Origin of the sequence: Mucilaginibacter rivuli (assembly GCF_019391655.1) — a bacterium.
GTDB lineage: Bacteria > Bacteroidota > Bacteroidia > Sphingobacteriales > Sphingobacteriaceae > Mucilaginibacter > Mucilaginibacter rivuli.
In genome coordinates this window covers 31,161-56,869 of sequence record NZ_JAHXPQ010000010.1, presented here as the reverse complement: position 1 = coordinate 56,869, position 25,709 = coordinate 31,161, and the positions used below count along the sequence as shown (strand labels likewise).

The window sequence follows — 25,709 nt, the reverse complement described above, 5'->3', positions numbered from 1 at the left end:
TTAATTAAAAGGTTAGGTTAAGGCCAAACACAATTTGTTTGTACAGCGGAAAAGAATCCGTTCCGCCCGATTCGGGGTCAACCCCTTTTAACATATTGCTTTTGGTAAAAATGAACGGGTTATAGGTTGTGCCATAAACCCTCAACCTTGATAAGCCAACCTTCGAACCAATTTTCTTTGGCAATGTATAACCTAAGGTTAAATTCTTGATCTTGATGTACGAGCCGTCAACCAGGGATAAACCTGCACCAAAACCTGTTGCTGAGGTTGAATTGATGGTACTGCCTGTAGATGGCTGCGGAAAATCAGTACTTGGGTTGCTTGGTGTCCAATAATTGTAAGTTTCAGGCTGGGCGGTACTGTTGTAATAACCCAAAATTTGCGCATTGATGGTTTGGCCGTAACGCATGTTTATAAAAACATTCAGGTCGAAATTTTTGTAAGTGAACGTATTTTGCCAGCCAAGCGACCAATCGGGATTTTGATGACCAACTACCTGCTTATCATTGTTAACATTATAAGTATGCACGCCTTCATCCGATACACCACTGCTGTTGATGATAGGAACTGTTCTTATTTTCATATCGCCAGGTTTGGCACCATATTTAGCAGCTTCGTCTTTTTCGTCCGTTTGCCATATACCAATTTTCTTATAGCCATAAAGCGTATAGAGCGGACTTCCGATAAATAAATTTAGCGATATCAATTGCGAAGCGGTAACCGAGTTACCCAGATCAAGGCTGGTAAGGCGCTCTTCTGCACGGGTGTAAGTCAAGGTAGAGTTCCATTTAAAATCTTTGGTGCGGATAGGTTGCCCTGATGCAGTCAACTCAAATCCCCGGGTTGTTGAACTACCAACATTCGCGGTTTTTTTGTAAACATTTTTGGCATCAAATCCGCCGGAACTTGAAGGCAGCGGCAAATCATATAATAAGCCACGGGTATCGGTATAATAGGCTTCAGCAACAAATTCAAAACGGTCGTTAAAGAACGACATATCCAGGCCCACATTGGTATTGTATGATCTTTCCCAGGTAAGATCCGGGCTGTTAACTGTTTGTGATAAAACGTAGATAGGCAACGTAGCAGAGCCACCTAACGTTAATGGCGTTGACGCCGAGTTAGAAACTACTTTTAACTGGCTGGAGTATGGATCAATATTTGAGTTACCTACTATACCATAACTTCCCCGCAGTTTCATATTACTCAACCAATTTTTGGTATTTCTCATAAAACCTTCCTCGCTAATGCGCCATCCGAGTGCAAAAGATGGAAATTGGGCCCATTGCTTAACCAATTGCGAAGCTCCGTCAAAACGCTCCGTAACGGTAAGCAAATATTTGCCTTTATAGCTGTAGTTAAGCCTGCCGGCAAACGATAACCTATCTTGCCCGCTAAATTCACTGCTTTTATTTGTTACAAGTGATATAGCACCCATATTATAAAAAGCAAAATCATCATAATCCAAACCCTGGCCCGCTATGGCAGATTTTTCAGTTTTTGAATCGCTGAGTGAGGTAATGCCCGTTAAGGTTATAGTATGATCTTTAAGAAGGGTTAAATTATAGTTGATAATATTTTCCCAGATATAGCCGTAATTCAACTGGGTGCTGTAACTGGCCTGCTTGTAATTAAGCGCCTGGGAAAGGCTTTGATAAGAGTTCTCGTTTTCAAAAGTTCCTTTACGGGTATATCCCAGGTTAAGTGTCAGGTTGGAGCGTATTGACAAATTTGAAATGGGATGAATCTCCAGGTAAGGATTGATGGCCATATAGAAAAATTTACTTTCATTACGATACACACCCGGCTCATAATTAGCTATTGGGCTGGGGGTAACGCCATCGCCTATAGGGTAGCGGTTAACGCTGCCATCGGCATTGTAAGGCGTACCAATAGGCAGCATACCGTAAGCTTTATTTACAACACTGCTGCTGGTAGAACCATCACGCAGGTTAAAGGTATTTTGGATACCGGCTTTAATAAATTTATTAAACTCAACATCGGCGCCGGCTCTTGCGTTGTAGCTTTTCACCTCATCACCTTTGTATATACCTTTTTCATCTATTAAACCCAGTGAAAAATACCCCTGTACCTTTTCAGATCCGCCGCGTATGGCAATATGATGATTTTGTTGAGCGCCGCGTTTCAGGGTTTCATGCACCCAATCTACATAATCCCCGTTTTGAACAGGCGCCCTGGCATAGCCGGGTAAATTTACATCGCTAATAATGTCTGTAGAGTATTTACCATTTGCCGCAAAATATCTGTCTTGTAAGTATTGTATCCATTTATCACCCTGTAAAGGTTTTGGGTATGATGCAAAACCATTAATGCCGTAGTAACTATCCACATCGATTGTAGCCTGACCAGCTTTGGCTTTTTTTGTAGTGATAATAATAACGCCATTAGCACCCTGCGAGCCATAAATAGCGGTTGATGATGCATCCTTTAAAACGTCTATACGATCTATATCATCGGGGTTAATGGAGGTTGGATCACCCTGTATACCATCAACAATGTATAATGGCGTTCCGCTTTGATTAGGTTTGGTAGGATCGTTTTTATAAACAGATCTATTACCACGTATCAGCATAACCGGGGCAGCCCCGGCTTGCCCGCTTGATCGTTGTACATCTAAGCCTGCTACGCGGCCTTGTAAGGCTTCCAGAGGATTGCTTACGGGGTTCATGGATATATCAGTGCCACTAACAGAAGAAACGGCGCCTGTAAGGTCTCTTTTCTTTATAGTGCCATAACCTATTACCACCACTTCATCCAGTGAGGAGGTACCCGGTTCCAAAATTATTTTAACCGACGTTTTACCGCTTACCAAAACCTCCTGGGTTTTATAGCCGATAAAAGTAACAACCAATACATTCTCGCCATTGCTAAGGCTTATTTTAAAAACGCCGTTAACATCAGTAGAGGTTACTTTAGATGAACCTTTAACCCTGATGGTAACGCCTGGCATAGTTTCGCCCTTTTGGTCAACTACCGTTCCTGTTAACTGCACATCAGCAACATTGTTGATCATTGCCGTGCTACGCAAGTTGTTTGTACTGACAGCATACACTTGTGCTGATAGCGCAAGTAATAAAGAAACAGGGGCAATAAGCAGAGCCACTCCTTTTTTCAGTGAAACTTTTCGTGAGAGTAATTTTTTGCTCATAGTTTATGTTTAATAATTGGTGTTTATACTCATTTAGCCCAAATCACATAGGGTAGAAAAATTGGGAGAGCATTATGCAGGTTACTGCAATACGCCAACAATTTTCGCCTTGCTTTATTCATTAAGCTTAGCGCCCTAAATTTTTGTGCAACTGGTGCCCGGTTATAATTGGTGCTTAAAAAAAGCCTGATACAAAAATGAGGCTATCACTGACCTGAAAAGGTAGAAAATTTGGTATAATAGGTTGAAAATCGTATCCGTTTCTTAATACTGTCCGTTAAAAAACAGCCTCCATTAATTCAAAAAGCAATCAATGATAAAATAGTACAATAATTAGCTAACAACCTTCAATAACCTGTAAAACCGATGGTCGAACTTTGATATACAGGTCAATTTTGATTGCTGCAAACCAATTCTCATCCTAACCGATTCTTTAATATTATCTTCGGATTGATTTGTTAAAATTTGATTTTTTACTTTTTGGAATGGGCTTTATTGCCCGGCGGACATTGAAAGAAACAGGTACCAGGCGCATGTATAAACAATTTACTTTAATCTTTTTTATACTGCTTTACTGCACCACAGGCACCAATGCACAGGTGTTAAAGTGCCAGTTAAAACATTACTCTACCGAAGACGGGCTATCGCACGAAAAGGTGACCTGCATGCTAAAGGACAGGGACGGCTTTATGTGGTTTGGCACCTGGGATGGTATGGATCGCTTTGACGGGCATACCTTTATCACATTTAAATCATACGCGGGTGATAATACCGGTTTAAAGAATAACAGGGTAAACGAAATTATTGAAGGCCAGGGCAATTATTTATGGGTGCGTGCTGACGACAGGCAGGTATACCGGTTTGATAAAAAAACCGGCGAATTTATTGGCATAGCCAGCTTGTTTAAGGAAAGGCCATTTACCAAATACGTTTTCGAAAAAATGACCGTTACCAGCGGGGGCATAGTATGGTTGCTGAGCGAAAAACAAGGCGTGGTAGCCCTCTCTGAATCAGGCTCGCAGCATAGCGCTTACCGTTATGCCAAAGAATTGAGTGGCGACAGGCATTTGCCATCAAACAAAATAAGTTTTTTTAAGGAAGACCAGCAACACAATATATGGATTGGCACGCCGGATGGATTATGCCAGCTTTCGCCCGGTACAGACAGGATATACCATAGCACTAATAACCCCTACAGTTCCGGTTATTCTGTTAACGCTATGGCCGAAAGTAATACACAAATTGTATTTACCACACCTAACGGTAACCTTATCGCTTATCACAAACGGCAAAAGCGCTTTGCTTTAAAAAATATCACTGCTAATGAAGGAATAAACGCCGCATGCATATCTGCAAAAAAAAATGTTGTTTATTGTTCAACATCGGGCGGTAAGTTGTTGGTGCTTGATAATGTTGATTTTAATATCTTATCAACAATAAAAATTGATACTTCGGGCATTTACTCAATTTATGAAGATAAGGGCGGTTTGGTTTGGATAGAACCCAAATACCATGGCATTATCAAGTACGCCCCTGCAACTAATAAACTAAAACGCTTTACCCAACATATATACTCTGATTATCCTAACGGATCGCAGTATTATAACATTTTTGAAGATAATGCGGGGCACCTGTGGGCGAATATAAAGGGCGGTGGCTTTGGATATTACAATACCCAAACTGATGCTATCGATCCGTTTTTTAATAACCCGTCGTTACCCGATTACCAGTTTTCTAACAAGGTTATTTATCAATATTATGATAAGGCCGGAATTTTATGGCTTTGCACCGAAGACAGAGGGATTGACAAAATCGTTTTCCTGGAAAACGATTTTAACTTGCAGCCCTTGGTTAAAAACTCACTGATAAAATCGGATAATGATGTAAGGGCGGTGTATACCGACCGTAAAAACAGGCTTTGGGTGGGTAGTAAACGAAAGCTTTATGTTTTTGAAAACGGCCATGAAATTACCGGTTTGTTTAAAAATGAACCCTATAATGTAATAGGCCAGATCTATTGCATACTTGAAGACCATACAGGTACAATGTGGATAGGCACAAAAGGTAATGGGCTATATAAAGCCGAACCTGTTGATAACAGTTGCACTAAATACCAGCTTAGCCATTACGTTGACAACAGCGATGCGAACAGTTTAAGCAGCCATATCATTTACACAATTTTGGAAGATAAGCAAAACAGGCTATGGATAGGTACTTACGGATCTGGTTTAAACCAGGCTGTGACAACTAACCATGAAACCCGTTTTAACAGTGCAAAAAATCTGTTTAAAAACTATCCAAAAATACTGTATCAAAAAATACGGCACCTGGAGCAGGATGCCGCAGGTAACTTATGGATAGGCACAACAGATGGCCTGCTTATAGCAAACACGGCGATAGCTAATGATACAAAAATACGTTATGCCCGCTACAATAAAATACCGGATGACAAGCAAAGCCTTGGTAATAACGATATACAGTTTATTTACCGCGATACTAAAAACAGAATGTGGCTTTCTACATCGGGCGGGGGCTTAAACCTGGCCATTGGGAATGACCCTATCAGATCATTAAGGTTCAGATCTTTCACTATTGACGATGGCTTGCCGAATGATTTTATATTAAGCACCGTAGAAGATAATAAACAAAACTTGTGGATAGCTACACAAAAGGGGCTTTCTAAGTTTAATATAGCAGGTAATACTTTTAAAAATTATGACTCTTATGATGGCTTGCCGCAAAGCGGCTTCTCTGAGGGTACGTGTTTAAAACAGCCCAACGGTACGCTCGTGTTTGGTACGTTACAGGGCTTTTTATCATTAAACCCTGCCACGATAACCGATCGTAAAATAAACGCCAATATGGCTCTTACAAACTTTCAGGTGAGCGGACATGATGCAGGACCCTATCACAACCAGTTCCGTATTTTAAAAACGGATATTCATTATACTCCCGAAGTAACCTTACTCCATAATCAAAATACCATCAGTATAGATTACAGCATGTTAGATTTTCGTTCTGCAAACAAGCAATCTTACTCTTACCGATTAATAGGTGTTGATACAGCCTGGAGCAAAAATGTAGTGAACCATCGTAAAGTAACTTACTCCAACCTGGCGCCGGGAAAATACGTATTCCAGGTAAAAAGCAGTGATGATTACCTATACACTAACTCCACCATAAAAAGCCTGCCTATAACAATTTTACCGCCGCCCTGGTTAACATGGTGGGCATATCTTATTTACTTTATTCTCGGTTTCGCAATTTTGGAGTTGATAAGGCGTGTAACTTTAACCATGTTACGCCTAAGGCAACGTATAGCTGTTGAGCAAAAACTGACCGACTTAAAATTAAGTTTTTTCACCAATATCTCGCACGAGCTACGAACTCCTTTATCACTCATATTAAACCCAATTGATGCAATTGTTGATCAGGAAAATCTTTCGCCGCAAGGCTTGCAATATGCGCGCACAATAACTAAAAATGCAAATCGCATGGTACGTTTCATTAACCAATTGCTTGATTTGCGAAAAGTTCAAAGTGGCAAAGTAATATTACATTTAAGTGAGGTTAACATTATAGCTTTCATCACCAATATAACGGAGTACTTTAACGAGCTTGGCAACGAAAAGGGAATCACAATAAATATCCAATCAAATGTAAAACAGCTTTTTGCCTGGATTGATGCAGAGAAACTGGATATTGTTATTTATAATTTACTGGCTAACGCGTTCAAATTTTCGGATAACGGTACAACGATAATTATACAGGTTGATGAACAGGTTGAGCTAAAACATTTTACTATTAAAATTATTGACCAGGGTATTGGTGTGCCTAAAAATAAGCTGAACGATATTTTTGAATTATATTACGAGGGCGAACAAAAACCGGATCAGTACCTGAAAGGTACAGGGATAGGGTTGGCTTTATCAAAAGAACTGATTGACCTCCACCATGGAAAGATAGTTGCATTTAACAATCAGGAAAAAGGGCTTACTGTGGCTATTGAACTTAAAACAGGCAAAGCTCATTTTGAAAACCAAAATGTAGTGTTTATTGACGATCCTGATCTTCAATATCAGCGTCTACATCCCCAGCCGGAGGATGAGCAAACCATTATTTCAAACCATTATGATACAAGTTTACCATTAGTACTTTTGGTTGAAGATAATAACGACCTTCGTAGTTTTTTAGCCATTCAACTAAGTAATAACTATCATATTGTTGAAGCTGAAAATGGCGAAGAAGCCTGGGAAAAAGCCATTACCCATTTGCCCGACCTGGTATTAACCGATGTTATGATGCCCAAAATGAATGGGATACAACTGCTTGACAAGCTAAAAAACAATACAGAAACAAGCCACATACCTGTTATTATACTATCAGCTAAAACATCTGTTGAAAGTCAGATAGAGGGCCTTAATTACGGGGCAGATTATTATATCACTAAGCCTTTTAACAACAATCTGGTATTATCATCAATTGCTAATTTGATAAAACAGCGTAAGCAAATATTTGAGCATATTTTAAAAGGATCGGATAAACCGGCAACCCACAATAATGAAATAACCATCACTGTAAAGGATGAACTGTTTTTAAAAAATGTGATTAGGGTTGTTGAGGATAAAATGTCGGATTCTGATTTTAACATAGATATTCTTACCGAAGCAGCAGGCATGAGCCGCTCAGCATTTTACAGAAAGTTCAAGAGCCTTACCGGCCAGACACCTGTTGAGTTTTTACGCGACATGCGTTTGAAAAAAGGAAAAGAGTTGTTAGACACCGGAGAAGAAAACATTTCGCAGGTGGCTTATGCTGTAGGCTTTACTGATCCTAAGTATTTTGGAACCTGTTTTAAAAAGCAATACGCGTTATCGCCAAGTGAATACTTACGCAACAGATCGATAAAACTTCAGGCAATATAATTGCTGTGCTCCTTTGTGGCTATAATTATCAAGTATAATTTTCACAATACCACATTCAAAAACAATTGATGATGATATGTTGATAATGAAAAAGAGGAATAATAACACTATCATTCCTCTAAAGCGGAGCGGGGAGGGGCTATAATGGAACACCTTATACCATTTTGATCTTTCCGTGGATTAAAACTCAAATCAGATTTAACTAAGCATTATACGGCCGCTTTTTATACGGTTAAATTTACCCCTTGTAATTTGGATCAAATTCCACTATCCATTCAATACCATATTTGTCCCTAAACATTCCGGCGTAAGTACCCCAGGGGCTATCACCGATTGGGCCTTCAACATCTCCACCTGCCGATAGTCCGTTAAATACTTTGTCTGCTTCTTCGCGGCTTTCTGCACTAACTGATATTTTCGACCTGTTTTCATTTTCGTTTACGCGTCCAATAAATTCAGGAACGTCATTGGCTATTAACACATTGTGTTTCCCTATGGGCAAAGCAATATGCATTATTTTATTTGCCTCATTTTCCGGTACCTGAAATTCGGCGTTTGCCAGGTCTTTAAAACGAATGATCTTTGTGAACTCTCCGCCAAAAACTGATTTGTAAAAAGTAAATGCTTCTTCAGCATTTCCGTTGAAGTTGATCCAGGGGTTAATTGTTCTCATAATTTTTAATTTTTAAATTGATTTTTAATTTTTTTTATGCTTTCTACGATAAGGTGGCCAACAACTCTTCCAGGTTTTTTAAGGTGATGGTGAAACCTATTTTGAAGCCCTCTAATAATTTCTCCAATCGCTCAAACGATTCATTAAAAATGGTAATATCCACTTTGGTTATGCCATTTTGCTCGCTGAAATTGTAATCCCATTCAGAACCTGGCAGTTCCCGGTTTTCGTTTTTATCTGCAAAGGCGTTGTACATTTTAAAATTTGTTTTCGGGGTGATGGATGTAAATTCCTGCACAGACCAACGTTCTTGCCCATCGGGGCTTATCATCGCGTAAAATCGCCGCCCGCCAACTTCAAAATTCATATACTTGGTTTTGGCGCGCATAGGTGCAGGCGCTCCCCATTGGTCCAGCAGTTCGGCTTTGGTAAAAGCGTCCCATACTAAAGATTGTCCTGCATTAAATTCTCTGGTTATGTAAACCGTTTTCACTGCCTTGTCAACGTTAAAATCAAATAGCAAATCGTTGTTCATTAGTTATTGATGATTAGTTAAATATTTATTGATATCAATGTTACTTGGTTCCCTGTTCTTTAATTGTTGTTAATAAATGGTCAAGCTGGTTAAATTGAGTTTCCCAGTTTTGCCTGAATTGGGCTAACCAATGGTCAAACTCCTGCATCTTTTTGGCGTTAAAGTGATAATAAATCTCCCGGCCGCTATGCTCAGGTTTAATCAATTCGCATTCATGTAATACTTTAATATGCTTTGATACAGCCTGGCGGGTCATATCAAACTTTTCGGCCATTGCATTTGGTGTTAATGCCTGAATAGCTATCAACGTTAAAATAGCTCTGCGTGTTGGGTCTGCTATGGCCTGGAATATATCTTGTTTCATTTTCATCATAAATTAAGCAACCTTCAGGTTGCAAATATATATGCAACTTTCAAGTTGCGCAAATATATTTGCAATTATTTTTGTTTGCGATATTTAACAAGGCTATGAACAAAAAATGCCCGGCTATGTCAGGCAATAATTTGTTTTGCGGAGAGGGAGGGATTCAAACCCCCGGTACCTGTAACAGTACACCTGATTTCGAATCAGGCACATTCGATCACTCTGACACCTCTCCGTAAGTACGGTGTTTTTGAGGAGTGCAAAGATAGTTTTTTTCGTTATGCTGTCAAGACCTGTATTACAGTATATAGTACAAATGATTTGCGCCAGGGCATGCATCTTTAAATTACCTGAAACAGATTTGACCGGTAAATAAAACTAATATTTTTTGTAGCTGTGTCCAATTCATTATTCTTCAATCATTATCGAAGTATAAAGTAAAAAACAGTATTTAAATATTAACAAAAATGGAATCAAGGATCAATTTTTTCGCAAAGGGAGCAGACGCAATGAAAGCAATGTATGGCTTGGGTGCGTACTTAGCTAAATCGCCGGTTGAACAAAAGTTATTACACCTGCTTTATTTCCGTGTATCTCAAATTAATGGTTGTGCTTATTGCCTTGATATGCACTCAAAAGATCTGCGGGTAGCCGGTGAAACCGAGCAACGTCTTTATATGCTGGATGCATGGCGCGAGGGAACAGTATACACAAATCGCGAACGCGTTGCTCTCGCGTTTGCCGAAGGTGTTACCAAAACCCATGTATCCGACGAGGTTTATACTGCCGCGGCTGCCGAATTTACTGAACAGGAACTGATAGACTTAACCATGGCTATTATAACCATTAACAGCTATAACCGTATCAATATTACTTTTCAAACCCCGGCAGGCAGTTATCAGCCCGGACAATTTAAATCGTAATAAAGAGCTTTATTTATAAGAATAATTTAAATTCACACAACAATTAAACAACAATACAATGAACGAGGGAGCAAATAATGAGTTCGTTTTTTTATTTCGCCAGCCTGCTTTAAACTATACCCCGGAAAAGCAGCAAGAAATAGATAAAAAATGGATGGATTGGATTGGCGGTATAGCCACCCAAGGTAAAATAGCAGCTAATGGCCTGCATTTAAAACCTCAAGGAACCGTTTTAAAGGCAGGTGCAGTAGTTACTGATGGCCCTTTTGTAGAAATAAAGGAGATACTTGGCGGCTTTATAGTAGTTAAGGCTGATAGTATAGATGATGCGATTACACTGGCCCACGGTTGCCCGGCCTTGGATGAAGGCGGTAGTGTGGAAATTAGAACAGCATATTAACTTACAGATAAAGTGAGTAATATAAAAGCGAAAAGGTGCTATATGGTAGCACCTTTTCGCTTTATTAGGGTTGTATTACTGTTTCACTTGCCCGGGGTCAGCTACATCACTTGTTGCCGGGGGCGAGTTTAAAATAACAGGCGCCACATACCTTGCAGGTAGCCATGCTTCAAGTTCGGCTACCGAAACCTTGTTATGTGGTTTAAATTTAGCAGAAGCCATATAATCCACAACCGACCTGCGCAGCGAAGCAGCCGTTGGCCGTTTATCCACTCCATCGTTAGACAGATCGAACGAGGTGACCATCAATGTACCATTCCCAACCTGGCACTCAAACAGCAGAGAAAGCCTTAGGTTACGGTTCCAATCGTCAATAGGTTGCACCACCATATCCAATGCAGGCGAAAGGCTTTCCATGTTCATAGCCACGGTTTTTGGGAGCAAGTTTACCCATTGCCAGTCACAACAGTCTTCAGTAGGGAATCCTGCAAGCGCGCCATGTTTCGCATCGTTCAGCAACCCGATCATCCATGTACGGCTCGGGTTCATCAAACGGTTCCAAAAAATGGGAGATGTGGTTAATGCCAGGTCAGGCGAGGGTTTATCGGGTGAACCTGATAAGAACAACGCTTTACCGCCTTTATCCAAACGCGCCTTTACCTCATCCCATGATGCTGAGATCAAAACATCCGAAGGAACTTCTGTTTTGGCAACTGCAGGATAAAGCCAAAACGACCAATGATTACTAAAGCCTGTTGCGCCAAGCTCTAAAACCAACGAATAGGAGGCAGGTGCTGATAGTTTAGACAGATCAGCAGTGATATTACCCAATACCTGTCCGCTGCCGCGTACAATGTCGCAAGTGGGCAGGCTGCCACTCATTACCGGTTTGCCGGCGCTGTTTAAAACGCGCCATGTTGGTGTTACTCCCTTAAGTGCTGCCGGGCCATAGTGTGCTACTTCAGCACTTGCCGTCAGGCTTTTATCCGTAGTAAATATCCGCTCCTTTAGCCTGATGAGCGGGACGGTGGTATTATTAAAGCGTTTAAACTCATCGGCAGTAACATATCCTTTTTCTTCCCAAAAGGCATCGAGCAGGCCAATGAGCGCGCCACCCTGGCCAAGGTAATCATGCAGGTCGAGCAATTGATAGCCCGAATATGATTTTGTACGTAGCAGCGCTTCTATCTCTTCTTTATAACAAGCCACCTGGAATTTACCCGACGCATGTGCAAGTGCCTTGTTACGTGCAAGCAGGCCGTGGTTACGGGCACTATCCTGCATAATGATATAATTGCCGGGGTGCATGTAAGGTACTTTTCCGTAGCCTATGCCTTCAGGAAATGCAGCATACTTACCCTTACCGTTAAACTTTTCAATAACACTAAAATCCGGATAAGCGCAATATTGACCAATTTCGTGTCCGAAGCAGGGTACCGTAGTGCCTTTCCTGATGGTTGCCAGGTTTTCCTCGTAGTCACCACCAAACCAGCCCCTTGGGCCACGTGCGGGGCTACCGGTAACTAAATAGTCTGCAGCAAAAGGTGTACCCGGCCCGGCCGGTGGTGGCGACCAACGGCCCGTGCCATCACTGTACAGGCGGCGCGGGTCGGCTACTCTCCAGGCTTTATCCCAAACAGGTAATTGTTCGGCATAATGTCCTGCGGGTTCATTAGTGGCGTTGAGCATTAAAAACGAGGGATGATTTCCGTATGCCTTTAACATGCGTGCCGTTTCATCATTCAAAACAGCGAGCATTTTCCCCTCGGTATCAAACGAGTTCCACATCCCGCATTCAGGCTGAAGATAAAAACCCAGTTCATCAGCTGCGGTAAACGCGGCTTCGGGCGGACACCAGGAGTGGAAACGCATACCGTTCAGTCCCCATGTTTTACAAATACCTAATATCTTTTTCCATGTGGCTACGTCTGTAGCAGGATATCCTGTTAAGGGGAAACCGCCGCCATCATGTGTGGAGCGTAATTGCAATTGTTCGCCATTCAGCAAAACTCGGTTGCCATCGGTTTTTATCTCGCGCATGCCAAAAGTAACCTGTTGCTGGTGCCCGGCCTGGTCACCTTTAAGGCTCAGGGATAGTTGCTGTAATTCGGGTGTAAACTCCGACCATTGCTTTGCATTAGGCATTGGCACATTAATAATGGCTTTGCCACCGGTGGCATCCCAGCTAACCGGGACAGAAACGCCACCTGCCGAAAGTATACCTTTGCCGGCCTTGCCTGTTACATTGCCAATAGAAACACGAACCTGCGCCGACTTAGCAGAAAGGTTAGGGAATACCTGTGCATCAGCTATCCAAACAGGGGATGTAGCTGATAGCTCGATGCGGCCCACAATACCATTCCAGGTTGAACCTTCACCATCAGATACCCCATGCCCATCGGGGCGATAAGCAGGTGTTAACATGCTGTTATCAATACGGATAGTGAGAAGGTGTCGTCCCGGTTTCAAAACACCCAGATCAAAATCATGTGGTGCCACCAATGATCTGTTGCTGCCGATCAGCTTATCGCCGAGATAAACATCGGTTTGCCAGCGTGTGCGCTCAAGTAATAATTCAATGCGTTTACCATCCCAGGCGGCAGGGATATCAAGATCACGCTGATACCAGGCCACGCCTAAGTAATGGCGCACGGGTTGCGATAGATAAGGTACCTGAATATTCCCCGGTACGGTGTAAGGTTTATATTGTGGCAGCAGATACCAGCGCATATCGCGTGGCAAGGCCGCTACAAATTTGGTATCTGCCTTTATTTCATCGCCAAAGCCCTGAGTTTGCAATATACCTGGTAAAGAGATATTGGTAGTTGCCGCTAATGGTTTGCTGAACCACCCGGCGCCAACACCTGCATTGGTACGATCTAATGCAAAACGCCAGTCGCCTGCTAAAGACAGGGCTCCGGGTGCTGATGGCTGTACGGCTGTCGATTTAGCGAAAAGTGCTGTTTTAGGATAGAGAGCTACCGCCGCTGTTGCTATACCGGCTGTGGTAAGAAAAGACCTTCGCGTGATCGGGTGCTTTTTATTATTAGTCATTTTAAGTTGGTAAGGTGTATTTATTGGTATCCCAAATTAAATCAATTTAGACAATAAACCTGATGGAATACATGAATTAATCTCACAAAAAACAGGAACTCACTCAATTGTTACATTAAGCGGGTTTGACAGTTAGTGATTTTAACTTAACAGCGAGGGAAGGAACTACATGTACAATAGAATTATTTAGAGCGCAGCCCAGTTTAATAAAACAGAAATTTTAAGGATATTGTTACATCTAATAAAACAAAGACTATGGCGCAAAACAAATTATTAAGGATGGACAATGTGGGGATAGTTGTTGAATCTCTCGATAAGGCCATTTCATTTTTCCAGGAGATAGGCCTGAAGCTTGAAGGCAGGGCTATGATAGAAGGCGAATGGGCAGGCCGTGTTACCGGCCTTGGCGATCAAAGCGTAGAAATTGCCATGATGGTTACTCCTGATGGGCACAGCCGCTTGGAGCTATCCCAATTTATCAGGCCGGCAATTGTTTCAGATCATCGCACGGCCGAGGTAAATGCACTTGGCTACCTGCGCGCAATGTTTACCGTTGAAGACGTTGATGAGTTGGTAATAAGGCTTCAGGAAAAACATGGTGCCCGGTTGGTGGGTGAAATCGTCCAATATCAAAACGCTTACCGGCTTTGTTACCTCCGCGCAGCCGACGGGCTGCTTGTAGGACTGGCCCAGCAACTTTTTTTGTAACTGGACTTATATAAAACAAAAAAATCCTGCTATTGCAGGATAATTTTTGTTTGGCGGAGAGTTAGGGATTCGAACCCCAGGACCTGTTACAGTCAACAGTTTTCAAGACTGCCGCAATCGACCACTCTGCCAACTCTCCGGGGACAAAAGTACAAAAGCTGGCCGAATTGGCAAATTTGATGTTAAAATAATTTAAATAAGAAATTAACAGTTGTAACATATTATGTATCAACTGTTTTTATCGTTAAACTCATCAACCTTTTTAGTTTTAAAGGTATTGTACTTGGGTTTTACGATCTTGATGGTGCGTTTTCCGAGGTCGATACTGGCATTTAATTCGAATCCGATGAGGATAATGAGCGAGTTTAAGTATAGCCACAGCATAACAATAATGAGTGTACCAATAGAACCGTACAACTTGTTATAAGCTGCCGCCGCGTAGTTGTTGATGTAGTAAGTAAATACCAGTGATGTAAGCACTGCCAAAAATGTAGCGAGAATGGAACCGGGGCTTAAAAACTTCCATTTGCGTTTGTGTGCAGGGCCGTAACGGTATAATATGGATACCATCACAAAAAAGAGCATCACAACAATAAGCCACCGGGATAAGATGATGGGATATATCCAGAATTTGGATGTGGTAAAAAACTGATCTTGTATAAAGTTGATAATGGTTTGGCTCACCACTAAAATGAATATCCCGGCAAATAGCGAAAGGGCTATAAGCATCGTTAATTTTAAGGCCACCCAACGGCGTTTCAGGTAACTGCGATCTTCTACCAGCAGTGATGACTTATTGAAGGCCTGCATCAGCTTATTTACCCCGTTGGTGGCAAACCAGATGGTTGACAGGAAACCAAACGATAATAAACTAACATTTTGATGCTTCACAATATCAACAATGGTTGACTCAAACGCCATGGAAACATTATGTGGCAACACAAGCGAAAGCAGGTCGAGCAGTTGCTGCTGGAAGTTACCGATGTGTATATAGGGGATAAGCGTAAACAAAAAGATGATACCGGGGAATGCGGCCAGCAAAAAGCTGTAAGCCAGGGATGCCGCCTTATTTGCCAGCGAGTCCTGCTTTATCTCTTCGAAAAAAAAAGCAGCAACGGTATAAACAGGCAAGGGGCGAAAGCCGGGCAATATGATCACCTTCGTCCAATCGAGCAGGTAACGGTAAAATCTGAATTTTAATAAAATGCGGTGAACCCAAAACATGATATAAACTTACATAAAAAATTGCGCCAATCAGGATAGGGCACCAGCAGTAAATCAGGCTTTCTCGAAAAACGGCTTCATCTTTTCCAAAAAATACTCGGGTGCCATACAGGGGCGGTTGGTTTTCATGTTCACAAATATCAGCAGTGTTTCGGCGGTATTTATCAATACGCCGGCTTCATTAAACAGTTCATAGTTAAATACAATGCGTATCCCCGGCATTTTTTCTACAGTTACCTTAACGGTGATCTCTTCATCATAACGGGCGGGTTTAATGTACCGCGTGGTCATTTCCAGCACAGGCATCATCACACCAAACTCTTCCATACCACGGTAGCTTAAACCTAAGCTACGCAACATCTCTACACGGCCAACTTCATAAAATTGGGCGTAGTTGCCGTAATACATATAGCCCATCTGGTCAGTTTCGCCATAGCGGACACGTATTTTGGTGCTGTTTACAAACATTAGTGCTTAATATTGCGTTGGTTTAATGCCTGTTGAAACTTGCGCGCGTTTATTAAATGCTGCGCCACGGTGCTGGCAAAATTAGTATAGCCCGAAAGATCGTCTTTAGCACACATGTATATGTAATCGCTGTGTTTATAATCCAGCACAGCTTTTATGGCATTAATAGATGGCATCATAATAGGGCCGGGGGGCAAACCGGTATGCATGTAGGTATTATAAGGCGAGTTGGTAGCCAACTGCTTATTAAGTACCCTGTGAATGGTAAAATCATGTAAAGCGAAGATCACGGTAGGATCGGCTTCAAGCTTCATACCTTTTTTCATACGGTTTAAATACAAACCGGCAATGGTTGGCATTTCGCTGTCATATAATGCTTCGGCATCAACCACCGAAGCCAGGATGGTAACTTTAACCGGGTTAAGGCCCATATCTGTTGCCTTTTGCCTGCGCTCGGGAGTCCAGAATTTTTGATATTCACCGAACAGCTTACCCAATATTTTCTTTGGCGATGAGTTCCAATAGATATTATAGGTATCGGGCAATATCATCGTATATACATCTTCTGTAGTAAAACCAAGTTTTTTCACATACTCGGCAGAATCAAGCAGGGCCATTATCGAGGCAGAGTCAGCCTCCATTTTTTTACCCACAAATGCCGCGAAGTTTTCTTTTAAGCGAAAGTTTTTAATGGATAGCTTAACAGCTTCCTGCCTGCCGGTGATGAGCATATTAATGAGATCGCGATTACTCATGCCTTCTTTTAAACGATAGCGGCCGGGTTTTACGCGGTTGATATAGTTTTTATTGCGAGCTGCCCACTTAAATGTGGCAGAGTCGCGCACTATTTCTTCATCACGAATAGTTTTGTACACATCATCAAACGTAGCACCGGTATGTATGTATAGGTATTCTTGCTTATCAGTAACATTGGCGCCATAGTAACGCGAGTAATAAAATAACCCTGTGGCACCAAGCGCCAAAATAACAATAAGTACAAGGGCAATTATAAATTTACGACCAAAGCCGCTTTTGGATGCTTGTTTTTTAGTAGCCATTTTATTGGTCTTTATTCAGTTTTTGCAGTTCAACTAAACCGCCTTTTAAGTTTCTAACGTTTGTGTAGCCGCTTTGGTCTAAAATAGTTTTTCCGGTTTTGCTGCGCAGCCCCATAGTGCAAACTACAATGATCTCGTCGGCCAAATCCCATTCCATATCTTCAATGCTACCTGGTAGTTTGGGCAGGGGAATATTTATACCGCCGATGTTATAGGTATGATACTCCAGTTCGCCGCGAACATCAAGTATGGGCAAAGCCTCACCTGCAAACAGCCTTTGGTTTAATTCGGCAGCGGTAATATCCATAGCTATACTTAATTTTTTTGAGTAACCGTGAGGTTAATACGCGTACCAATACTTACTTTGTTTAACGAATCGGTACTCATGGGATACTGCGCTTTGATGATCACCTTGGTAGAATCGGTTATCGTACCTTCGTAGGTTATGGTGCCGATAGCCAATCCCGAATTTTTGATAGCAAATTTAGCTTCATCCAGTTCAAGGTTTACAACCGCCGGAATAGTTACTTCGGCGGCACCTTTACCATCGCCAAGTACCAAATCAATTTTTGAGCCTTTGGGTATCTTGCTGCCCGGTTTTAATACCTGGCCCGCAAAACGTACTTCCAGTATCCTGTCTCGCGCTATATCAGGTTTGTAGGTAGTATCGCCCATTTTAAGGCCGTAGTTTGATATGGTTGCCACGGCTTCGTGGTAATTGCTTTCCTGCAGATCGGGGAGAGAAACAAATGGTGCCTGGCGGGTTACTACGGTTAAGTATATGGTACGGTCTTCTTTTACGTTTGTGCCTGCATCAGGGTCTTGCTGAACGATTGTGCCGGGGGCTTTATCGCCAATATAAACCGAATCGACCTGATAATGGAAGCCTTGCTGATCTAACAGGGCCGTAGCTTTTTCAACCTGCATACCTTCTACAGCCGGTACGGGTATGCCCGAACCATGACGGGTATAGTAATCCAAACTGAAAAAAGCGATAAGTACCACCACAATAACGGTACCTATGGCAATGCCCAGGTTAATAAGGAACTGCTTGGTTTTTAAGTAATCGAAAAATTTACGCATTGTGTATAAACAGGCTGTTTATTGTATTCAAATCAGTATCAAACATAGGGTAAAATTTCCAATTTTTCGGGCTTGAATTTAGTTTTTTGATGATACAGTACATTTTACAAATGCGAAAGATCTTTACCGCTTAAATAATTGTTTGGTAAAGATCTCCCGACTAAAATATCAATAAAGTATAAAAGCTGGGCAGCTTATTCGCCACGCTTCAAGCCGTATTTTTCTATCTTGCTGTACAGGTGGCTGCGTTGTATATCAATATCATCCGCAGTTTTTGATACGTTCCAATTATTTTTTTCGAGTTTGAATTTAATGTATTCACGCTCGGCGTAATCTTTATATTCCTGAAAGTTGGTAAATTGATCAAAATCAGGTTGTGATGAGCCGCCGGAAGCTGCCGCAACAGGGGCCGATGGATTTGCAAATGCTTTTACATCACCATCAGTAATGGTTTTATCACTCAGGATGATCAAACGCTCTATCATGTTGCGCAGCTCACGGATATTACCTGTCCATGGTAATGAACGCAATGCTTCCAGTGCAGGTTCAGAAATACGTTTGACCGGCATCCCATAATCATTACAGATCTCCTCGAGGAAGCTTTGAGCCAACAGACCAATATCATCTTTACGCTCGGTTAGTGGCGGTACATGTATCAATATTACGCTGAGGCGGTGGTACAAATCCATACGGAAATTACCTGCTTCAATTTCTTTCAGCAGGTCTTTATTGGTTGCCGCAACAACGCGTACATCAACGTCAATTTCCTTTTCGCCGCCAACACGTGTAATTTTGCTTTCCTGCAGGGCACGCAATACTTTGGCTTGCGCCGATGGGCTCATATCGCCAATCTCATCCAAAAATAAAGTACCCCCACTTGCCGATTCAAACTTACCTATGCGTTGTTTAATAGCCGAAGTAAACGATCCTTTCTCATGGCCGAACAATTCGCTTTCAATCAGTTCGGATGGGATAGCCGCACAATTTACCTCAATTAATGGCGCATTGTTACGGTGCGATTTTTCGTGCAGCCAGCGGGCCACTAATTCTTTACCGCTACCGTTGGCACCGGTTATCAGTACGCGGGCATCGGTAGGGGCAACGCGCTCAATGGTTTCTTTGATCTTACCAATGGCTTGCGACTCGCCTAATATCTCCCGTGTTTTTGAAACCTTGCGTTTTAAAACCTTGGTTTCTGTTACCAATGATCCACGGTCTAAAGCGTTCCTTACGGTGATGAGTAAGCGGTTCAGGTCGGGTGGTTTTGATATAAAATCGAACGCCCCTTTTTTGCTGGCCTCAACAGCCGTTTCAACCGTGCCGTGGCCCGATATCATAATAAAAGGCAGATCAGGTTTGATGAGCAAGCCTTCGGATAGTACTTCCATACCATCCATGCGGTTCATCTTTATATCGCACAGTACCAGATCATAATCGTTCTTTTGTATCAATGCAAGGCCATCAATACCATTATCTATATCTTCAACAACATAATCTTCGTATTCTAAGATTTCGCGTAGCGTATTTCGTATCGCGCGTTCATCGTCAATGATCAGGATTTTTGCCATAAGGGTAGTATAGTTTGCGCTAAATTGTGTAATTAAGTTTTGCTAATTTATAAATTGTATAGTAAAGTAAACACAAAAAGAGCCGTAGTGTTTTGAAAAATAAAAAAAACCTTTTCCGCTTGCGAAGAAAAGGTTTTTAGTACCAGTAGCAGGCCTGTAAGCCGGGTTCTGTATCCCTTTGCAGGGTTCCTATCATTAATCTACCCCTGGCATCGCTACCAGGATCTAACAACCTACCCATCCCAACGTTAATTTTCCCTAAAGAACATTACACGGAAGCGAGCAGCCTCACTTTCGGGACCTATTTGGTTTTTCAACTCCTGGGGTTTACCGCAATGCATGTTGCCATACAAGGCCGTGAGCTCTTACCTCGCGTTTTCACCCTTACTCCCAACTTACGTCGGGAGCGGTTTATTTTCTGTGGCACTTGCCGTCGCCCACTGGGGGCGCCTTCCCGTTAGGAAGCAGGATGCTCTATGTTGCCCGGACTTTCCTCTTCCGTAAGGAAGCGATAGGACGGCCTGCTGTGATGCAAAGGTAAGGATATTATGGAAGATGTGAGATGTAAATGGAAGAGATGGACTCATCAGTCACACCCCGCCCAATCCTTGTCCACTTTCGGTGCATCAATTACGCCCATTTTATTACCGAAGGAGTTAGTAACGTACGTGAGTATTTCTGCAACCTCAATGGCGCTCAGGTTATCCTGCGCGGGCATTTTGGCGGTGTAGGTTTTCCCGGCAACGGTAATGGTATCGCCAAGGCCATTCCTGACAATGCAGGCCAGTTTATTGATATTGTTTTTGAGGTAGACCGAATCTTTAAAAGAGGGGATAAGCGAAGCCAAACCATCGCCATTAACACCGTGGCAGTTTTCGCAATGTTGCTTATACAACAACGAGCCTGAAGTATAATAACGATCAAACAACTGATCGCCCTCACTTTGGCAGGATGATATCACTGTAATAATCGTTATCGCGCAAGCAAGCAAAAACAGGAGCGGGGCTTTCATCTTATTTATATTCCTCCTGCAAAATATGCATATCGGCAATTAACTGGTCAACAGCTTTTTTATCGGTACCATCATATGCACCGCGGATGCGCCTTTGCTTATCCAGCAATACAAACCAGCCCTGGTGTACGTAGCCACCTGCGCCTTTATCATTAACGGCAACCAGGTAATGTTTTTCGGCCAGCTGATATATCTCTTCCTTTTTTCCATGTAGCAACCACCATGAATCGCCTGCGATACCCAGTTTATCTGCATAAGCCTTTAAAACCGGGATGGTATCATGTTTCGGGTCGATGGTATGCGAAAGTATCTTAACACCTGCATCGGCCTTAAATTCGTTATAAACAGCAAGCATATTGCGCTGCATAATAGGGCATATGCTGGGGCAGGTAGTAAAAAAGAAATCGGCAACGTATATTTTACCGGCAACATCTTTCTGACTGATGGTTTTACCGTATTGGTTAACAAATTCAAAATCGGGAATGGTAGCGTAAATGGTATCAACTACGCTTTTTCCGTCAACTGTTTTAGTAACGGGTTGGCGATTGCCATAAATGGGTAACAGTTTTTTCTTATCGCCCTGGTTACAAGCCGTTAACAACGCAAAGCCCGCAACAATATAAATTAGCTTGTTCATTATTTTTTTATTTTACCAAGATATGCAGATGCGGCTGATGTTGCCGTAACCAGCATGCTGTCAATATTTTTCACCTGCTTTTGCTGATCCTGCCAGTACTTCATTACCTGGTTATGATCGGCATTAGCGTACTCTACATCCAGTTTGCTCATCCAGTTACCCATGGCATCATCGGCAGTTACCAGCGCGGTGCTTAATTGCTTAAGGGTAGCGGTATCGGCTTTGGCCGCTTTGGCCTGCATGATCAGGGTATCCAGTTTCATTTTATTGATCATGGCTTTTTCATCATCGGCCATTACCTGCTCGTGAAAATTGAGCACTGATTCTTTAAGCGTTTTTTCTTCCTTTTTGGTATCGGAACAAGCGGCAAACAATAAGGCCAGAACTGCTATGGTGGTTATTTTTTTCATTCGGTATAATAGAATTACAGCGCAAAGGTAATGTAAACCGCTACAATAAACTACAGCCTTGCAAATGTGATAAAATCAAGCGATGGCAAAACATAGCCTTCTTCTTTCATCATGGTAATGATATTACCGCGATGGTGTGTATTATGATTGATCACCTGCGTAATAATGTCAATAAGCCTGCTATCAAAAACACCCTGCGAGTTGGTATAATGTACCTTGGCCTCAAAGTTGGCTGGCTCAAGCTGGCTCAGGAAACCGATCCAGGCAGTGTTATTGTTCTCAACATGTTCCCTCATTTCTTCGGGCAACAGTTCGTTCCAAACGTGTAAGGTTTGTGGTATGCCAATGGTGCGGTCTAACCAGATCCTTTGCGCGGCCAACATATGCGCTAACAATTGATAAATGCGCGGGTTGAGCGGGAACTGCAATTCAAACTTTTCCAGCAATTGGTTGCTGGCCCATTTATCGTACTCAAACAGGTTTATAAAGTAGTCTTTCATTTATTGAATGATTGATTTAGTGATTGATTGATTCAAGTTTTTATTCAATAATTCTATCCATCAATCACTCAAAATTGTTAAAGTATGCCATGCCTTACCGGGGCGGCTATCGGGATAACCAACCGTAGCGCGGTATGTTTTACGTTCGCAGGTAAAGTTCCACCATTGTTTTTTGCTGCCGGGGTTGTTGGCGTAATGCACCACCAAACGGAACTGGTCTTCAACGCAAGGGTCTGTCCAGGCGCCTATAAACCGCTCATGCTCATCCAATAACTGCGCGCCATCTTTATCTTTTAATTGGGCTAAGTGATAATATCCCATATCTATCAGATCCTGCGCGAATTTTGGCCCAACGGATGGCACCTGCTGAAACTCGATCAATGCCAGTATACTTTTAGCCCGCTGCATGGGCACACTCAATACTGTTGCCAATTCGTCGGCGGCGTAATTGGCTATCTCGTTCATCCTGATGCCCGCATTTTTAAGCAGCATCTTTTCTATTTCGTTGAGGTTGAGCTTTGGTGTTTTCATCTGTTACAAATTTGATAACAACAATCGGGAATACTTGGGTAAATATGGGTATCAGCAGCTACACATCCCACCACAAATTGCAAATTTTACAATTGCAGGATGCAGCAGAACAGCCTATACAAGATAAGCAAAATCCGTGAAAATTACAAGATGGCAATGCGCCGATATTACGCCCTGATAAAATCCTGCAAAATCCTTAAATTCGCTCCATGAACTTTTCGTCGAAGTTACTGGAGGCAGCTGTTTCCGAATTTTCTAAATTGCCGGGTGTGGGCCAGAAGACCGCCTTGCGCCTGGTACTGCATTTGTTAAACCAGGATAAGGATGAGGTAGAGCGCTTTAGCGCCGCCATCAGCAAGTTACGTAACGAAATCCAGTTTTGCGGTATTTGCCATAATATTTCGGATATGCCCGTATGCGAGATATGCTCGGCACCTAAGCGCGACCGTTCATTGATATGTGTGGTAGAAGATACACGGGATGTGATGGCTATTGAAAACACCAGCCAGTACAACGGCCTGTACCATGTGTTGGGCGCATTAATATCGCCCATGGATGGCATAGGCCCGGCCGACCTTGAAGTGGATAGTTTGATAGAAAGATTGCGTACCGACGAAGTTAAAGAGGTTATCTTCGCGCTAAGCACCACTATGGAGGGTGATACCACAATTTTCTATTTACACAAACGATTAAAAGATTTCAACATAAATATCTCAACCATAGCTCGTGGCATAGCTTTTGGGGGAGAATTGGAGTACGTGGACGAAATTACTTTAGGCCGTTCAATTACCACACGGGTGCCATACGATAATGCAATGGCAAAATAGGGAATGAAGCTTTCTATCATTATTGTTAATTACAACAGGCGCGATCTGATCAGCCAGGCTTTGAGTTCATTGATCAAAGCCGCTGAAAATATTGAGCACGAAATATTTGTGGTTGATAATGCTTCGCTCGATCTGTCGCAGCCAATGATACAAGGCCGTTACCCGCATGTAAAACTGATAGAAAACCAAAAGAACGTAGGCTTATCAAAAGCAAGTAACCAGGCATTGCGCCAGGCTACCGGCGAATACGTATTGCTTATTCACCCGGATACTATTACCAATGATGATACACTGACCAAAACCCTGGCCTTTATGGATATACATCCTAAGGCAGGTGGTTTAGGGGTGAGGATGATCAACGGGCAGGGGCAGTTTTTACCCGAATCAAAACGTGGGTTGCCTACGCCCTGGGCATTCTTTTTCAGGATGACCAATTTTTATAAACTCTTCCCGAAATCAAGATTGATAAACCGCTACCATGCCGATTGGATAGAGGAGTTTGAAACCGCCGAAGTAGATATACTGAGCGCCGCGTTTATGCTTATCCGCCGCAGCGTACTTGCTAAAACCGGTCTGCTGGATGAGCGCTTCTTTATTTATGGTGAGGATATCGACCTGTCATACCGGATCCGCTTAGCGGGATATAAAAATTACTATTTCCCTAAAACATACATCATCCATTTACGGGGACTTAGCCTGCAAAAATTCACGTGGAACTATATTTCTAATTTTTATGGTGCCATGTTTATATTTGCCGCCAAGTATTTCATCAAAACTTCGATGCCGAAGTTAGCCGGGATGCGAAAATTAAACACGCCACAAGCATGATTTTTAAAGATAAAGTTGTAGTAATAACCGGTGCATCATCGGGTATAGGCAAAGCCCTTGCCGAAGAATTTGCTGCCAAAGGAGCCAATTTAGTATTAGCCGCAAGGCAATATGTTACTTTATGTGATATAGCACAATCACTTGAAAAACAATATAATATACGTGCAGTAGCTGTACAGTGCGATGTATCTGACGAGGATGATTGCAAGTTGATGATAGCTCAGGCCATACAAAGCTTTAAAAAGATAGACGTACTTGTGAACAACGCCGGTATATCCATGCGTGCCTTATTTAAAGATGTTGACCTGAAGGTATTAAAGCAAATAATGGATATTAACTTTTGGGGTACGGTTTATTGCACCAAATACGCTATGCCCGAGTTACTAAAAACTAAAGGCAGTGTAGTGGGTGTATCATCTGTAGCAGGTTACAAAGGCTTGCCGGGCCGCACAGGCTATTCCGCATCCAAATTTGCGATGAACGGTTTTTTAGATTCGTTACGTGTAGAGAACCTCAAGACAGGTGTACATGTAATGACAGCCTGCCCGGGCTTTACCAACTCTAATATCCGTAATACTGCTTTAGCCAAAGATGGCAGCCAGCAGGGAGAAACACATATGGACGAGGGTAAATTAATGAGCAGCGAGGAAGTGGCGCGCATAATTGTTGATGGTGTAGCAGCTCGTAAACGTACCTTAATAATGACCACACAAGGTAAACTGGCCGTGTTACTGAGTAAGTTTATACCGGCAAAACTGGACGAGTTGGTATATAACACGTTTGCAAAGGAGAAAGATGCTTTGTTGAAATAA

General features: G+C 42.3%; 23 protein-coding genes, 2 tRNA genes and 1 other RNA gene. 7 read left to right on the top strand and 19 right to left on the bottom strand.

Annotated elements, in window-relative coordinates; genetic code table 11:
* Window positions 1-4: 4 nt before the first annotated feature.
* A complete protein-coding gene (locus KXQ82_RS19290; RefSeq protein ID WP_219490352.1) occupies window positions 5-3,169 on the bottom strand; it encodes a SusC/RagA family TonB-linked outer membrane protein in 3,165 nt (1,054 codons plus the stop codon).
* 485 nt (window positions 3,170-3,654) lie between these two features.
* On the opposite strand from KXQ82_RS19290, the gene KXQ82_RS19285 reads away from it, so the two are divergent.
* On the top strand, window positions 3,655-8,094 hold the full coding sequence (locus KXQ82_RS19285; RefSeq protein WP_219490350.1) for a hybrid sensor histidine kinase/response regulator transcription factor: 4,440 nt from the start codon (window positions 3,655-3,657) through the stop codon (window positions 8,092-8,094).
* 238 nt (window positions 8,095-8,332) lie between these two features.
* Here KXQ82_RS19285 and KXQ82_RS19280 read toward each other — a convergent pair whose 3' ends face one another.
* The 4 genes from KXQ82_RS19280 to KXQ82_RS19265 form a co-directional block, all read right to left on the bottom strand.
* Window positions 8,333-8,767 carry a VOC family protein gene (locus tag KXQ82_RS19280; RefSeq protein ID WP_219490347.1) on the bottom strand — a complete coding sequence of 145 codons (435 nt, stop codon included), beginning with the start codon at window positions 8,765-8,767 and terminating at the stop codon, window positions 8,333-8,335.
* Between the two features lie 43 nt (window positions 8,768-8,810).
* Entirely contained in the window at window positions 8,811-9,302 is a 492-nt protein-coding gene (locus KXQ82_RS19275) for an SRPBCC family protein (RefSeq protein ID WP_219490345.1), read from the bottom strand.
* 40 nt (window positions 9,303-9,342) lie between these two features.
* A complete protein-coding gene (locus KXQ82_RS19270) occupies window positions 9,343-9,666 on the bottom strand; it encodes an ArsR/SmtB family transcription factor (protein ID WP_219490343.1) in 324 nt (107 codons plus the stop codon).
* 148 nt (window positions 9,667-9,814) lie between these two features.
* Window positions 9,815-9,901, bottom strand: a tRNA-Ser gene (locus KXQ82_RS19265).
* 232 nt (window positions 9,902-10,133) lie between these two features.
* On the opposite strand from KXQ82_RS19265, the gene KXQ82_RS19260 reads away from it, so the two are divergent.
* Window positions 10,134-10,589, top strand: coding sequence for a carboxymuconolactone decarboxylase family protein (locus tag KXQ82_RS19260; RefSeq protein ID WP_219490342.1), 456 nt, complete (start codon window positions 10,134-10,136; stop codon window positions 10,587-10,589).
* 58 nt (window positions 10,590-10,647) lie between these two features.
* Window positions 10,648-10,989: a YciI family protein gene (locus tag KXQ82_RS19255; RefSeq protein WP_219490340.1), complete on the top strand. Its 342-nt coding sequence runs from the start codon at window positions 10,648-10,650 to the stop codon at window positions 10,987-10,989.
* A gap of 75 nt (window positions 10,990-11,064) precedes the next feature.
* On the opposite strand, the gene KXQ82_RS19250 is transcribed toward KXQ82_RS19255, so the two are convergent.
* Window positions 11,065-14,043 (bottom strand): DUF8487 domain-containing protein, encoded by a 2,979-nt coding sequence (locus tag KXQ82_RS19250; protein ID WP_219490337.1) that lies wholly within the window; start codon window positions 14,041-14,043, stop codon window positions 11,065-11,067.
* 255 nt (window positions 14,044-14,298) lie between these two features.
* Here KXQ82_RS19250 and KXQ82_RS19245 point away from each other — a divergent pair, with 255 nt between their 5' ends.
* Window positions 14,299-14,751 carry a VOC family protein gene (locus KXQ82_RS19245; RefSeq protein ID WP_219490335.1) on the top strand — a complete coding sequence of 151 codons (453 nt, stop codon included), beginning with the start codon at window positions 14,299-14,301 and terminating at the stop codon, window positions 14,749-14,751.
* 51 nt (window positions 14,752-14,802) lie between these two features.
* On the opposite strand, the gene KXQ82_RS19240 is transcribed toward KXQ82_RS19245, so the two are convergent.
* From KXQ82_RS19240 to KXQ82_RS19180, 13 genes are all read right to left on the bottom strand, one after another.
* Window positions 14,803-14,890: transfer RNA gene (locus KXQ82_RS19240), tRNA-Ser, on the bottom strand.
* 89 nt (window positions 14,891-14,979) lie between these two features.
* Entirely contained in the window at window positions 14,980-15,975 is a 996-nt protein-coding gene (locus tag KXQ82_RS19235; RefSeq protein WP_219490334.1) for a YihY/virulence factor BrkB family protein, read from the bottom strand.
* 54 nt (window positions 15,976-16,029) lie between these two features.
* Entirely contained in the window at window positions 16,030-16,443 is a 414-nt protein-coding gene (locus KXQ82_RS19230) for an acyl-CoA thioesterase (RefSeq protein WP_219490332.1), read from the bottom strand.
* Complete coding sequence (mltG, locus tag KXQ82_RS19225; protein WP_219490330.1) at window positions 16,443-17,501, bottom strand: endolytic transglycosylase MltG; 1,059 nt, start codon at window positions 17,499-17,501, stop codon at window positions 16,443-16,445. Before mltG ends, KXQ82_RS19230 begins: the two co-directional genes overlap by 1 nt.
* A gap of 1 nt (window position 17,502) precedes the next feature.
* Window positions 17,503-17,808 (bottom strand): rhodanese-like domain-containing protein, encoded by a 306-nt coding sequence (locus KXQ82_RS19220; protein ID WP_219490328.1) that lies wholly within the window; start codon window positions 17,806-17,808, stop codon window positions 17,503-17,505.
* 8 nt (window positions 17,809-17,816) lie between these two features.
* Window positions 17,817-18,584: a PASTA domain-containing protein gene (locus tag KXQ82_RS19215; protein WP_219490325.1), complete on the bottom strand. Its 768-nt coding sequence runs from the start codon at window positions 18,582-18,584 to the stop codon at window positions 17,817-17,819.
* A gap of 194 nt (window positions 18,585-18,778) precedes the next feature.
* Entirely contained in the window at window positions 18,779-20,152 is a 1,374-nt protein-coding gene (locus tag KXQ82_RS19210; RefSeq protein WP_219490323.1) for a sigma-54-dependent transcriptional regulator, read from the bottom strand.
* 141 nt (window positions 20,153-20,293) lie between these two features.
* An RNA gene (gene rnpB, locus KXQ82_RS19205) (RNase P RNA component class A) lies at window positions 20,294-20,680 on the bottom strand.
* 58 nt (window positions 20,681-20,738) lie between these two features.
* Window positions 20,739-21,164: a c-type cytochrome gene (locus tag KXQ82_RS19200; protein ID WP_219490322.1), complete on the bottom strand. Its 426-nt coding sequence runs from the start codon at window positions 21,162-21,164 to the stop codon at window positions 20,739-20,741.
* 1 nt (window position 21,165) lies between these two features.
* Entirely contained in the window at window positions 21,166-21,801 is a 636-nt protein-coding gene (locus KXQ82_RS19195; RefSeq protein WP_219490320.1) for an SCO family protein, read from the bottom strand.
* Window positions 21,801-22,211, bottom strand: coding sequence for a hypothetical protein (locus KXQ82_RS19190; RefSeq protein WP_219490318.1), 411 nt, complete (start codon window positions 22,209-22,211; stop codon window positions 21,801-21,803). Before KXQ82_RS19190 ends, KXQ82_RS19195 begins: the two co-directional genes overlap by 1 nt.
* A gap of 50 nt (window positions 22,212-22,261) precedes the next feature.
* The gene (locus KXQ82_RS19185; protein WP_219490316.1) at window positions 22,262-22,711 is read right to left on the bottom strand and encodes a DinB family protein; all 450 of its coding nucleotides are present in this window, start codon (window positions 22,709-22,711) and stop codon (window positions 22,262-22,264) included.
* A gap of 60 nt (window positions 22,712-22,771) precedes the next feature.
* Entirely contained in the window at window positions 22,772-23,242 is a 471-nt protein-coding gene (locus tag KXQ82_RS19180; protein WP_219490314.1) for a helix-hairpin-helix domain-containing protein, read from the bottom strand.
* Window positions 23,243-23,451: 209 nt separating this feature from the next.
* Between KXQ82_RS19180 and recR the strand changes: the two genes are divergently transcribed.
* Genes recR through KXQ82_RS19165 form a run of 3 tightly spaced genes read left to right on the top strand, consistent with a single transcriptional unit; the run spans window position 23,452 to window position 25,709 of the window.
* Entirely contained in the window at window positions 23,452-24,069 is a 618-nt protein-coding gene (recR, locus tag KXQ82_RS19175; RefSeq protein WP_219490312.1) for a recombination mediator RecR, read from the top strand.
* Between the two features lie 3 nt (window positions 24,070-24,072).
* Window positions 24,073-24,897 (top strand): glycosyltransferase family 2 protein, encoded by an 825-nt coding sequence (locus KXQ82_RS19170; RefSeq protein ID WP_219490310.1) that lies wholly within the window; start codon window positions 24,073-24,075, stop codon window positions 24,895-24,897.
* The gene (locus tag KXQ82_RS19165; RefSeq protein WP_219490308.1) at window positions 24,894-25,709 is read left to right on the top strand and encodes an SDR family oxidoreductase; all 816 of its coding nucleotides are present in this window, start codon (window positions 24,894-24,896) and stop codon (window positions 25,707-25,709) included. The genes KXQ82_RS19170 and KXQ82_RS19165 overlap by 4 nt, the downstream gene beginning before the upstream one ends.